The sequence below is a fragment of the Homoserinimonas sp. genome, assembly GCF_056262345.1.
In genome coordinates this window covers 1-13,150 of the sequence record NZ_JBACFR010000214.1, presented here as the reverse complement: position 1 = coordinate 13,150, position 13,150 = coordinate 1, and the positions used below count along the sequence as shown (strand labels likewise).

At 62.6% G+C, this 13,150-nt stretch carries 10 protein-coding genes; 7 read left to right on the top strand and 3 right to left on the bottom strand.

Going from position 1 to position 13,150, the window contains the following annotated elements; all coding sequences use genetic code 11:
• From secD to AC062T_RS10350, 3 genes are all read left to right on the top strand, one after another.
• Positions 1–1,675 (top strand): protein translocase subunit SecD (gene secD / locus AC062T_RS10360; RefSeq protein WP_476029765.1); only part of this gene is annotated, 1,675 nt, incomplete at its 5' end.
• Positions 1,675–2,685 (top strand): protein translocase subunit SecF, encoded by a 1,011-nt coding sequence (gene secF, locus AC062T_RS10355; RefSeq protein WP_476029763.1) that lies wholly within the window; start codon positions 1,675–1,677, stop codon positions 2,683–2,685. The genes secD and secF, both read left to right, overlap by 1 nt.
• 88 nt (positions 2,686–2,773) lie before the next feature.
• Entirely contained in the window at positions 2,774–5,017 is a 2,244-nt protein-coding gene (locus AC062T_RS10350) for a RelA/SpoT family protein (RefSeq protein WP_476029761.1), read from the top strand.
• On the opposite strand, the gene AC062T_RS10345 is transcribed toward AC062T_RS10350, so the two are convergent.
• From AC062T_RS10345 to AC062T_RS10335, 3 genes are all read right to left on the bottom strand, one after another.
• A complete protein-coding gene (locus AC062T_RS10345; RefSeq protein ID WP_476029759.1) occupies positions 4,904–5,575 on the bottom strand; it encodes a hypothetical protein in 672 nt (223 codons plus the stop codon). The genes AC062T_RS10350 and AC062T_RS10345 overlap by 114 nt on opposite strands.
• An 87-nt stretch (positions 5,576–5,662) precedes the next feature.
• On the bottom strand, positions 5,663–6,895 hold the full coding sequence (locus AC062T_RS10340) for a DUF349 domain-containing protein (RefSeq protein WP_476029757.1): 1,233 nt from the start codon (positions 6,893–6,895) through the stop codon (positions 5,663–5,665).
• 75 nt (positions 6,896–6,970) lie between these two features.
• On the bottom strand, positions 6,971–7,876 hold the full coding sequence (locus AC062T_RS10335) for a peptidylprolyl isomerase (RefSeq protein WP_476029755.1): 906 nt from the start codon (positions 7,874–7,876) through the stop codon (positions 6,971–6,973).
• Here AC062T_RS10335 and AC062T_RS10330 point away from each other — a divergent pair.
• The 4 genes from AC062T_RS10330 (at position 7,875) to alaS (ending at position 13,122) form a co-directional block, all read left to right on the top strand.
• Positions 7,875–9,209 carry a replication-associated recombination protein A gene (locus AC062T_RS10330; protein WP_476029753.1) on the top strand — a complete coding sequence of 445 codons (1,335 nt, stop codon included), beginning with the start codon at positions 7,875–7,877 and terminating at the stop codon, positions 9,207–9,209. The two genes, AC062T_RS10335 and AC062T_RS10330, sit on opposite strands and share 2 nt — an antisense overlap.
• Before the next feature lie 178 nt (positions 9,210–9,387).
• Positions 9,388–10,017: a 30S ribosomal protein S4 gene (gene rpsD / locus AC062T_RS10325; RefSeq protein ID WP_108516560.1), complete on the top strand. Its 630-nt coding sequence runs from the start codon at positions 9,388–9,390 to the stop codon at positions 10,015–10,017.
• A 172-nt stretch (positions 10,018–10,189) separates the two neighbouring features.
• The gene (locus tag AC062T_RS10320) at positions 10,190–10,417 is read left to right on the top strand and encodes a hypothetical protein (protein ID WP_108516558.1); all 228 of its coding nucleotides are present in this window, start codon (positions 10,190–10,192) and stop codon (positions 10,415–10,417) included.
• A 47-nt stretch (positions 10,418–10,464) separates the two neighbouring features.
• Positions 10,465–13,122: an alanine--tRNA ligase gene (gene alaS, locus AC062T_RS10315; protein WP_476029751.1), complete on the top strand. Its 2,658-nt coding sequence runs from the start codon at positions 10,465–10,467 to the stop codon at positions 13,120–13,122.
• Positions 13,123–13,150 lie beyond the last annotated feature (28 nt).

The following is a 13,150-nucleotide window of genomic DNA, read 5'->3' as shown; positions in this document are numbered from 1 at the left end:
CGTCATCGTCGTCGCGCTGGTCGGGTTCAACGTCGCAGGAGTGATCTGGCAGGGCTCTGGGTGGACCCCCAAGCTCGCGCTGGATCTCGAGGGCGGCACCCAGATCATCCTGGCCCCTCAGCTTGAAAGCGGCCAAGAAGTAACAAGCGAGCAGCTCGACCAAGCGGTGTCGATCATTCGCCAGCGCATCGATGCTGCCGGTGTCTCGGAATCCGAGATCAACACGCAGGGTGCGCAGAACATCGTGGTGTCGATTCCGGGAACACCCGATCAGGAGACTCTTGACCGCATCGAGTCCTCGGCAAAGCTCGAGTTCCGACCGGTGCTAGAGGCGAGCGCAGCAACTCCCGCGACCGTTGAGGGCAGCGAAGAGCCGAGCGCGTCGCCGGACGCGGGCGAATCTGACGAGCCCACCGAAAGCGCGCCAGCGGCGACGCCAAGCGTCAGCCCCACCGACGCGAGCGATCTCAACTGGATCACCCCCGAGCTGCGCGAAACCTACACGAACTTTGACTGCGCAAAGCTCGACGATGCGGCGACGAACGTTGCCCCAGCCGACCAGCCTCTCGTCACCTGTGACGACACCCGCTCGATCAAGTACATCCTCGGCCCCGTGGAGGTGTCGGGGGAGCGAATTTCCGACGCTACCCACAGTCTCGTCTCCAACAGCCAGGGCGTTAGCACTGGACAGTGGGGCGTCAACATCGTCTTCGACGACAAAGGAACTCAGCAGTTCGCTGACGTGACCACGCGGCTCTACTCGCTCACCGGTGTGCAGAACCAGTTCGCGATCGTGCTTGACGGGGCTGTTATCTCGGCTCCGACAACCAATGCCGTAATCACGAACGGCAAGCCGCAGATCTCGGGCAACTTCACGCAGGACACGGCGAAGACACTCGCCGACCAGCTCAAGTTTGGCGCCCTGCCGATTGGCTTCGAAGTTCAGAGCATCGAGAACATCTCCGCAACGCTCGGCCAGAGCCAGCTGTGGAGCGGGCTCATTGCCGGCGTAATCGGGCTTGTTTTGGTCGTTGTCTACTCACTGTTCCAATACCGGGCACTGGGATTGGTCACGGTCGCCTCGCTTGGAGTCGCGGCAGTAATCGTCTATCTCGTGATTAACCTGCTGTCCTGGCGAGAGGGCTACCGCCTCTCACTGGCCGGTGTTGCCGGTCTGATTGTGGCCATCGGCATCATCGCGGACTCGTTCATCGTCTACTTTGAGCGCATCCGAGACGAACTGCGTGATGGCAGGATGCTCGGTTCGGCAGTTGAGGCGGGATGGAAGCGCGCAATCCGCACGATTCTTGCGTCGGACACCGTCAACTTCTTGGCCGCCGCTGTGCTGTTTGTCCTGGCAATCGGTAACGTTCGTGGCTTCGCCCTGACGCTCGGCATCACGACCCTCATCGACCTGCTCGTGGTCATGCTCTTCACGCACCCGCTCATGCAGCTGCTGTCGAAGACCAAGTTCTTCGGCGACGGTCACCCCTGGAGCGGTCTGAGCCCCCAGGCGCTTGGCGCCGTATACCGTGGTCGGGCCCAGTTCCGCGAGCCGACGGGTGTGAGTGCGGCCAAACGCGCGGCAAGCAGCCGTGAGGCAGCAAAACGACAGACGATTGCTGAGCGCAAGGCTGCTGAGCAGTCCGCGCCCTCACGAGGAAAGGACTCCTGATGTCAGGGTTCGCCCAGCTGGGAAACGATCTCTACACGGGTCGTCGTTCCTTTGACTTTGTCGGCCGCCGCAAGCTCTGGTACGCCATCGCCGCGGTTCTGATTCTCGCCTCGGTCGTTGGCCCGATGCTTCGCGGTGGCTTTGAGTTCGGCATCGAATTCCGCGGCGGTTCGCAGTTCCAGATCGAGCGCGTATCCGACACCGATCAGACTCTCGGCGAGGATGCTGTCCGCAGCGTCGTGCCTGAGCTTCTTCCCCGCGTAACGGTCGTCGGAACTGACTCTGTGCGCATCCAGACCGACATCGTCACAGACGACGAGGCTCTAGAGATCAAGGATTCACTCGCCACGGCGTACGACGTTCCGGTCGACCAGGTAAACGCCTCATTCATTGGCGCGACGTGGGGCGCTGACATCACCGCGCAGTCGATTCGCGCGCTGATCGTGTTCATCGTGCTAGCCGGTGTGCTGATGGCGCTGTACTTCCGCACGTGGAAGATGTCGCTCGCTGCGATGATCGCCCTGTTCCACGACCTCATCATCACCGCCGGCATCTATGGCATCCTCGGCTTCGAGGTCACCCCCGCCGCCGTCATCGGATTCCTCACGATTCTCGGATACTCCCTCTACGACACTGTCGTTGTCTTCGACAAGATCAGGGAGAACACGACGGAAGACCTCGACTCAACGAAGCGAACATTCGCGGAGTCTGTCAACCTCGCGGTCAACCAGACCCTTGTTCGGTCGATCAACACGTCCGTCGTTGCTGTTCTGCCCGTCGCCGCGATTCTCTTCATCGGAGCGTTCGTGCTGGGCGCAGGCACGTTGCGTGACATCTCGCTGGCACTCTTCATTGGCATTCTGGTTGGGGCGTATTCGACGATCTTCGTCGCGGCTCCGGTTTATGTTCACCTGCGTGAGCGCGAGCCGGCCATCGTCAAGCAGCGGCAGCGTATTGAGGCGGCTCGCCGCGCGGAGGCCACGGAGGTCGCCGCCGAAACCGGCGTTTAGCGGTTGCCTCGCTCCTGAGGTTCCCTTGGGGATTCACACGGGAGCGCGGTGGTAAATTTGCTATCTGGAGTTCTGGGGAGGTGAGATGATGACCGAGGTCACGTCGAACAGCCCTGCAACTCGGCGCCTTCTGTTGCCGCGCCTCTTCTCCCGTGCGCAGCACGCCGGGGCGATCGAGAACCTGATCCGCACGGTGCGAACCCACCACCCCAAGGCAGACGTAGAACTCCTTGAGCGGGCCTATCGCACGGCTGACGAGGCCCACAAAGGTCAGAAGCGTAAGAGCGGCGAGCCGTACATAACGCACCCTGTCGCTGTGGCACAGATTCTCGCGGACCTCGGAATCGGCGCGAAGACACTCGCTGCTGCTCTGCTGCACGACACGGTTGAAGACACCGAGTACACGCTCGACATGCTCAGGCGCGATTTCGGCGACGAAGTTGCGATGCTTGTCGACGGCGTCACCAAGCTTGACAAGCTCAAGTACGGCGACAGCGCTCAGGCGGAGACCGTCCGCAAGATGGTCGTCGCGATGTCGAAGGACATCCGAGTACTTGTGATCAAACTTGCCGACCGTCTCCACAACGCGCGCACCTGGGGATTTGTCTCGTCGGATTCGGCGAAACGCAAGGCGCAGGAGACGATCGAGATTTATGCGCCGCTGGCTCATCGCCTCGGTATCCAGGCGATCAAGTGGGAGCTCGAAGACCTCTCCTTCGCCGTTTTGCAGCCCAAGCTGTACGTGGAAATCGAAAGTCTGGTCAAGCAGCGAACCCCGCAGCGGGAGCAGTTCGTTCAGCAGGTGATCGACTCCGTTAACGAGGACCTCAAGTCGGCGCGCATCAAGGGTCGCGTCATGGGCAGGCCCAAGCAGTACTACTCGATCTATCAGAAGATGATCCTGCGAGGCAGGGATTTCGACGAGATCTACGACCTCGTGGGCATCCGGGTCCTGGTCTCATCGGTGCGCGATTGCTACGCAGTTCTCGGCTCGATTCACGCGCGCTGGACTCCGATTCCCGGACGCTTCAAGGACTACATCGCGACCCCCAAATTTAACCTCTATCAGTCGCTTCACACGACGGTAATCGGCCCGAAAGGCCGCCCCGTCGAGATCCAGATCCGCACGGACGAGATGCACCAGCGTGCCGAATATGGCGTCGCAGCGCACTGGAAGTACAAGGACCGTCTCTCGGGCGGCAAAGACTCGTCCGCGTCAATTGCTGGCGACTCGGACATGGCGTGGCTCGCTCACATCTCCGATTGGCAGGCGGAGACCGCAGACCCCGAGGAGTTTCTCGACTCGCTGCGCTTTGAGATCGGTGCCAAAGAGGTTTATGTGTTCACGCCTCAAGGCAAGGTCATTGGCCTTCCCGCGGGAGCGACACCCGTGGATTTCGCTTACGCCGTGCACACTGAGGTGGGCCACCGCACCATGGGGGCCAAGGTCAATGGCCGCCTGATTCCGCTCGAGAGCGAATTGAACAGCGGCGACGTGGTCGAGGTCTTCACCTCAAAGAATCCGGATGCCGGGCCAAGCCAGGGCTGGCTGACGTTTGTCAAGAGCACTCGGGCACGAAACAAGATTCGTCAGTGGTTCACTAAGGAGCGCCGCGACGAGGCTATGGAGCAGGGCAAGGATGCCATTGCCCGGGCTATGCGCAAGCAGAACCTGCCTCTTCAAAAGCTTATGAACCAGGGCGCCCTCAGCGAGGTAGCCGCTCAGCTTCGGTACGAAGACGTCTCCGCACTCTACGCGGCCGTCGGCGAGGGTCACGTCTCGACGCAGTCTGTCATCGAGAAGGTCGCGGCCGCAGTGCAGGTCGAGAGCGACGTCGAAGACGAGTTCCCTCTCGCGCGCCGCTCGAAGCGGCGCACCAGCGGCAGCTCTGGTGTTCTCGTCAAGGGCGCTCCCGACATCCTGGTCAAGCTCGCGAAATGCTGCACACCAGTGCCCGGTGACGAGATCATGGGTTTCGTCACCCGAGGCTCCGGAGTGTCCGTCCACCAGGCGTCGTGCGTCAACGTTGCGTCACTCATGAATGAACCGGAGCGCGTTGTCGAGGTCGAGTGGGCACCGTCGTCGACCAGCATCTTCCTCGTGCAGATTCAGGTCGAGGCCCTCGACAGGTCCGGGCTCTTGTCGGACGTCACGCGCGTGCTCTCTGAGCATCACGTGAACATTCTGTCGGCCACCGTCGCCACCTCTAATGATCGCCTAGCTATCAGCAGGTTCGTCTTCGAGATGGGCGACACTACGCATCTCGACAGAGTGCTCAATGCGGTCAGACGCATCGACGCCGTCTACGACGTCTATCGTGTGACCGCTTAGGTGCTCGTGACCTTCGTGCACGAGGGCGAGTGCCGCTAGCGCCTTGTGTTTGCCCGGCGTCTTCTTGAGCGCCAGGATGTGCTCGCGTAGCTCGCGCAGGCTAAGACCCGACTGCTCACTGAGCACAGGAACGGCCGCTGACTCTCGCGCTCCGACGTGCTCGGTGAAACGCAGGATGTCGATCGCTGTTCTCAGCGGTGTGGTGACCTGCATGCCCCCGAGGATCACGATGTCTGAGGGGACGAGCACGAGCTCTCTCACGTCGAGGCGCGGCGACGGGTTCGGGCGTGCCCTGGCGTCGTGATTCGACCAGAAGTGGTGAACAACCGGCGGATTGACCAGAACGCCGTGCACCCACGCGGCGGTCTCCCGTGCGGCGATGAGCCGGCGAGGTACGAGCGTCCTCAGTGAGCCCGCACGGTGCGCCGCATCGTCGATCTCGTCTATGGGGGAGAAGCACTCATCGACGCAGTAAACCTCGCCGTCCAGACGAGCTGCCTGAAGCTCGGCAGCGGGCAGGTCGTGTGACGAAAGAACGGCTGAGAGGCGAGGGGTCATGACCCCATCGTCTAAGCCAGCACAACGACGAAACGGCTGCCCTCAGGTTCTGTGGAGAACCCGATGGCAGCCGTTTCGGTGAGGAGGTTAGTCCGCGATGACGCCGAGCCACGCACGGCGGGCGTCGAGCGCCTCCTGTGCCTTGGCAATGCGGGCAGGGTCGCCCGTGGTCTTGGCGTCGGCCAGCTCCTTTTCGAGATTGGCAATCGCATCCTGCAACTGAGCCGCTAGGCCTTCTGCGCGTGCCTTGCGCTCGGGGTTGTTGCGCTTCCAATGCTCGTCGTCCAGGCGCCGAACGGCGGCTTCAACGGCGCGAATGCGCTCTTCGACAGACTTGACGTTGGCGCGGGGTACTTTGCCGATTGCGTCCCAGCGTTCCTGGATGGACATCAGCTTGGCGCGGGCAACTCCGCGGTCGGTCTCGGTAAGAAGCGGCTGCGCCTCGGCGAGAAGCTCCTCCTTGAGGCGAAGGTTCTCGTCGAACTCTTCGTTGTCCCGAGCATCAACCTCGGCCTTCGCGGCGTAGATCGCGTCGCCAGCAGCCTTGAACCGAGCCCAGAGCGCGTCGTCGTACTTCTTGCCGGCGCGACCTGCGGCCTTCCACTCGTCGAGAAGCTGGCGGTACGCGTGGACGCCATCGATTCCCTGAGGAATAAGCGCCTCGGCGCGAGCAACGAGCTCCTGCTTGCGAGAGCGTGCCTGCTTGTGAGTCGCGTCAAGCTCGGCGAAGAAGGCCTTGCGGTGCGTCTCGATCGTGGACCGTGCAGCGCGGAATCGCTTCCACAGCTCGTTGCCCTCGGCCTTGGGAAGACGCGGGCCCTCTTGCTGGTGCGCCTGCCAGCGCGCAAAAATCTCATCGATCGCTGCGCTGACCTGCTTCCACTGTGCGGTTGCCGGGTCCTGGGCCGCGAGTGCCTCTGCCTCTTCGACGAGAGCGGTGCGGTAGGCAACGGCGGCCTCGAGGGCTGCGCGAGTCTCTGCCTGCTGCTTCTCCGTGAGCTCTCCGACGGCGCCGCCGAGAGCCTCAAGGCGTGTGCGCAAGGATGCAAGATCGCCGACGGCGTTGGCTGTCGAGACCGTGGCCATCAGTGCGTTGACGGTCTTCGCAACGTCAGAAGCGGGAGTGCCGCGCTTGATCCGTTGTTCAAGTAGCGTCACCTGGCCCGCTAGGTCGGTGAACTTGCGTTCGAAGTAGGCGAGAGCCTCTTCGGGGGTGCCGTCTGGGTACTGTCCGACCGCGCGCTCGCTATCGCCTTCGCGCACGAAAACCGTGCCCTCGTCGTCGACGCGGCCCCATGGTGCCTGATTGTTGTTCGTCACTGCCTCACCTTGCTACCAGAGTGGCCACTGTGGACCGACCGGCCCCTAGCTTATTGCACTGCCGTGCGCAGAGCGTCAGTTGAGGGTCAGGCCCGTAATAGTAGTGGGAATAACCGGGGAGCCGTCCGTCTCAGCGCTGCCGGGGACAACGCCGGCATCCGTGATGGCCGTACGCAGCTCATCGAGCCCACCAGTGACCTTTCCGAGCACCGTATACCCGCCCGCGGCGTCGGAGGGGATAGTCGTGTCGTCGTAAACGATAAAGAACTGGCGACCATTGCTGAATGCATCTCCGCCAACGCGGGCCATCGCAAGCGTGCCAGCGGGATAGAAGTCGTCAGCCGGAGCGTTCTCGATGGGGCCGAAACTGAAGCTCGTGTCAGTGGACCCTTGCCCGTCGGCAGAGCCGCACTGGAGCACGAAGAATCCACCGTTCGTTAGCCGGTGGCAGGTCTTTCCGAGGAAGTAGCCATCCTCAGTGCCTTGGATGAAGGCCGAAACTGCCTGGGGAGCGGCAGCACCGTCTAGCTCGATATCGAGCGCAACGTCATTGAGAGTGAGCTGGCCTGTCCAGGTGCGACCTTCGGCCAGATCGGGAGAGGGAACGTCGCCAACGTTCGTTCCCTCCACGGGAGCCGAGGACGATGGTGAAGGAGACGGTGCCGCGTCTGGGGCAGATGCTCCAGGCCCGAAGGAGAAGAACGCGACCTGCGCGGCCACGGCAATAGCCACCACCACGGCCCCAGCAATAACGGCGATGACGTTGTCTCGCTTGCGCCGCGAGACGGTGTTCTCGTGCACCGTCTGGCGGGCGTTGTAAACCCTTAGACGCTCGCGTGCAGCTCGTGCTTCTTTTTCGCTACCCCTGCTGGTTGCCACTTGTCCTCCGACGCGGTCGATTGCCCCCAAAACCATAGCCGACAGGAGCCACGTTGACGCGCGCGGCGCGGTGACAGTGGCTCCGCCTACGATTGCATGCATGACTGTCCAGCCTGGCCTGCGCTCCGGCGCCACTCCGCTGGCCGTGCGTATGCGCCCACGCAGCCTCGATGAGGTTGCCGGCCAGAAGCACCTTCTGACCCCCGGCTCGCCCCTGGTGAGCCTCGCTTCGGCCGACATTACCGAGCAGCGCGCCGTTTCCCTTATTTTGTGGGGCCCGCCGGGAACCGGCAAGACGACCCTGGCCCAAGCGATCGCTCATAGCTCCGGCAGACGTTTCGTCGAGCTTTCGGCGGTGACCGCGGGTGTTAAGGATGTTCGAGAGGTCATGGAGTCCGCTCTGTCGCAGCGCGATCTCTATGGCAACTCCACCGTGCTCTTTCTCGACGAGATCCACCGCTTCACCAAAGCGCAGCAGGATGCTCTACTGCCTGGCGTCGAAAACGGCTGGGTTATTCTCGTGGCCGCGACGACGGAAAACCCCTCGTTCTCCGTGATCTCACCACTGCTTTCGAGGTCCTTGCTGCTCACGCTCGAACAACTGAGCGACGATGACCTCGGCGTGCTTGTGGATCGGGCGGTCACCGACCCCCGCGGGCTGGCTGGCAAGTTTGCGCTCGACCCCGAAGCGCGGGCCGCCATCATCCGCCTCGCCTCCGGTGACGCCAGGCGAGCGCTCACGGCGCTTGAGGCGGCTGCAGGCTCGGCCGAGGCGACGCCGGGGGATGGCGAGGCCGTGCCGCTGATCACCGCGGACATCGTCGCGGTCGCTGTAGACCGCGCGCTTCTGCGGTATGACCGCAATGGCGACGAGCATTACGACGTGATCAGCGCTTTCATCAAGTCGATCAGGGGCTCAGATCCCGATGCCGCCCTGCACTACTTGGCGCGAATGATCGAGGCCGGCGAGGATCCGCGCTTCATTGCACGCAGGATCATCGTGCACGCGGCAGAAGATATCGGGATGGCGGATCCCCAGGCTTTGGTCATTGCAACCTCTGCCGCCTCAGCCGTTCAGCTCATCGGCATGCCAGAGGGGCGCATCCCGCTCGCAGAAGCGGTCATCTACCTGGCGACGGCGCCGAAGTCTCCCGGAGTGATCCGCGGAATCGACGCGGCGATCTCCGATGTGCGGGCCGGCAACTTCGGACGGGTGCCCAAGCCTCTCCGGGACGCACACTATGCGGGGGCTAAGAAGCTCGGTCACGGCAAGGGTTACCGCTACCCGCACGATTCTGACCTCGGCGTCGTGGCCCAGGAGTACCTGCCGAAGGAACTTCGGGGGCGTCGCTATTACGTGCCCACCGATCACGGCAATGAGCGGGATGTCTCGACACGGTTGGAGAAGCTGCTGCGGATCATCCGCGGCAAGTGATAAGATCGCTACCGCCTACAGTGGGTTTTCGTGCACGGCTGCCTCGATACCCGAACTGAAGGGGCGTAGTTCTTTAGCCGAACGGTCCCGTGGCACCATCCCTCTTCTAATCTTCGCGGCACAACTGTGTGCGCGAATACCTGTTGAAGACCGATGACGTCAGTATCGAAAGGAAACCGTGTCTACCAAGTCACGTACTCGTAGCAAGACCAGGCTCTCCCGTGCACTGGGCATTCCGCTTACCCCGAAGGCCGCTAAGGGCTTCGAGAAGCGCCCCTATGCTCCCGGTGAGCACGGCCGCACCAAGCGCAAGACCGACAGCGACTACGCCGTTCGTCTTCGCGAGAAGCAGCGCCTACGCGCCCAGTACGGCATCCGCGAGAAGCAGCTTCGCATCGCGTTCAACGAGGCACGTCGTGCCGATGGCCTGACCGGTGAAAACCTGGTCGAGCTGCTCGAAATGCGTCTTGACGCTGTTCTCGTTCGCGCGGCGATCGCTCGTACCACCGCTCAGGCTCGCCAGATGATCGTGCACCGTCACATCATCGTCGACGGCCAGCGCGTTGACCGCCCGTCGTTCCGCGTCAAGCCAGGCCAGCTCGTTGGTGTTCACCAGCGCAGCGAGGGCATGGAGCCCTTCCAGGTTGCAGCAGCCGGCGGTCACGTCGACCTTCTGCCGAAGACGCCTGCTTACCTCGAGGTCGAGCTCGACAAGCTTCAGGTTCGCCTTGTGCGCCGCCCGAAGCGTGCCGAGGTTCCGGTCACGTGTGAAGTTCAGCTCGTCGTGGAGTACTACGCCGCGCGCTAGTACCATCACAACTCAAGCGGGTCACCTTGTGGTGGCCCGCTTTTGCGTTGCCGCGAGGTGCTTCGACGTTCTCATGGTGAGCGCTAGGCTCGCAGCCGGTAAGCTCGGACGGATGATTCGGTTGGCGCATAGGGGCAACCGAGCTACGACGACAACCACTAGGGAGCCAGTCATGAAGAACCTCGTGATGCTCATCGTCGGAGTCGGTATCGGCTTCGTCGCAGCCCACCAGATTAATAAGACGCCTGAAGGGCGCCGCTTCTTCGAAGAGGTCGACAGCCGCGTCGGCGAGTTCACGGGGGCAGTCGTTGACGGCTATCGCACGCGTGAAGCCGAGCTCCGCGCCGCAGTCGCCGAGGCCGAAGAGACCATCGCAGACCTCAAGCGCGCGCAGAGCTAACTCGCCGCTTTCGCATCACCATTCCTACTCACTGATCACGGGACCACATGCACACCGCTGAAATTCGTCAACGCTGGCTCGACTTTTTTGCAGAGCGGGGGCACACCGTAGTTCCGTCGGCGTCGCTCGTGAGCGACGACCCGACGCTCATGTTCACGGTTGCGGGAATGGTTCCCTTCATCCCGTACATGTCTGGTCTCATCCCCGCGCCGTACCCCCGTGCAACGAGTGTGCAGAAGTGCATTCGCACGCTCGATATCGAAGAGGTCGGCAAGACCACGCGGCACGGCACGTTCTTTCAGATGGCCGGCAACTTCTCCTTTGGTGACTACTTCAAGGAGCAGGCGATCGCCTATGCCTGGGAGCTGCTGACGACGTCGGAGGCCGACGGCGGGTATGGCTTCGACGAGCGTGACCTCTGGGTCACCGTCTACGAGGACGACGACGAAGCGATTGAGATATGGAAGCGCATCGCTGGCCTCCCCGACAGGCGCATCCAGCGGCTGGGTAAGGCCGACAACTACTGGCACACGGGCCAGGCTGGCCCTGGCGGTCCCTGCTCCGAAATCTACTTCGACCGTGGGCCGGAGTTCGGAGCCGAGGGTGGTCCGGCCGTCGACGACAGTCGCTATCTCGAAATCTGGAACCTCGTGTTCATGCAGTATCTGCTCGACGACGTGAAGAGCAAGACAGACTTCACGGTGGTTCGCGAGCTGCCGAAGAAGAACATCGACACAGGGCTTGGGGTTGAGCGCGTCGCGTTCCTCAAGCAGGGCGTCGCGAACATGTACGAGACCGATCAGGTTCGCCCGGTTCTTGATCTCGCAGCGCAGCTTTCCGGTCGTCGCTACGGGGCCAACCACGACGACGACGTGCGTATGCGCGTGGTTGCCGACCATGTGCGCTCGGCTCTGATGCTGATGGCGGATGGCGTAACGCCGTCCAACGAGGGTGGCGGCTATGTGCTTCGCCGCTTGCTCCGTAGGAGTGTTCGATCCATGCGGTTGCTGGGCGTCGACGCCCCAACGTTCACCGAACTGTTCCCCGCCTCGCGCGACGCCATGAAGGCGGCGTACCCCGAGGTAGAGACCAACTACGACCGCATTGCCAGACTCGCTTACGCCGAGGAAGAGAACTTTCTGGGCACGCTCGCCAGCGGCACCAGCATCCTCGATCTCGCGGTCGCTAAGACGAAGCAGGCTGGCACCCGTCAGCTGCCAGGAGACACGGCGTTTTTGCTGCATGACACGTTCGGGTTCCCGATCGACCTCACGCTCGAAATGGCCGAGGAAGCCGGCCTTACGGTTGATCGCTCCGCTTTCGATTCACTCATGCTCGAGCAGCGCACGAAGGCGAAGGCCGACGCCAAGGCAAAGAAGACCGCGCTGGCCGACCTGTCGGTCTACAGCGACTTTCGCGCCAAGGGCGAGACGGTCTTCACTGGCTATGAGTATCTGCAGACCGAGACAAAGGTTCTCGGAATCATCGTCGACGGAAAGTCGGTGACGCGCGCCACTACGGGTCAAACGGCAGAGGTCATCCTCGCCGAGACGTCGCTATATGCGGAGTCTGGTGGGCAAGAAGCCGATGCCGGAACGATCATCGGAAAGGGCTTCGAACTCGAGGTTCTCGACGTGCAGAAGCCCGTGAAGGGCCTCATTAGCCACCGAGTTGTTGTGCGTTCGGGAGAGGTCGGCGTCGATGACCCCGCCACCACCGTCGTCGACCCTGAATGGCGCCGCGGCGCGACTCAGGCCCACTCGGCTACGCACCTCATTCACGCGGCTCTTCGGCAGGTGCTCGGCCCGGATGCTCACCAGTCCGGCTCCTACAACAAGGCTGGCTATATGCGCCTTGACTTCAACTGGAATCAGGCCCTCTCTCCTGAGACGCGCTCCGAGATCGAAGAGATCGCCAACTCCGCTATTCGCCGCAATCTCGAGGTTGAAACCCGGGTCATGACGCTGGACGAGGCTAAAGACCTCGGCGCTATGGCTCTGTTTGGCGAGAAGTATGGCGACACCGTGCGCGTCGTTGACATTGGCGGCCCGTGGTCTCGCGAACTGTGTGCCGGAACTCACGTTGCTTCCAGCTCTGAGATCGGGCTCATCAACCTGGTCAGTGAATCCTCTGTCGGGTCGACCAACCGCCGCATCGAGTCTCTCGTCGGCATCGACGCCTTCCGCGACCTCACCACGGAGCGGGCGATCGTTTCGCAGCTCACGACCAACCTCAAGACTCCGCGTGAGCAGTTGCCCGACCGGATCGCCGAATTGCTCGCCTCTCTCAAAGCAGCGGAGAAGCGCATCGCGGAGTTCGAGTCTGCGGCGCTTGCCCAGCGGATTCCGCAGCTCGTGGAGTCGGCTCGCACGGCAAACGGCGTAACGATCGTGCGTGAAGAGGTGGGCAGCCTTCGGTCTGCGGATGACCTTCGCAGCCTGGTGACGAGCGTTCGGGGCCGCCTGGGTTCGGCGCCTGCGGTCGTTGCCCTCGCCGCAGAGGTCAACGGAAAGCCCTCGGTGATCGTGGCAGTTAACGAGGCTGCTCGTGAGCGGGGCGTCAAGGCCGGACCTTTGGCCAAGACCGCCGCAGGAGTCCTCGGTGGCGGTGGCGGTGGCAAGGACGACATCGCACAGGGAGGCGGAACGGATGTTCTCGCCCTCTCGGCTGCGCTCGACGCCGTCGTGGCAGGACTCCGACTCTGACGATGAGGAGCGGGGTAAGGCTCGGCAT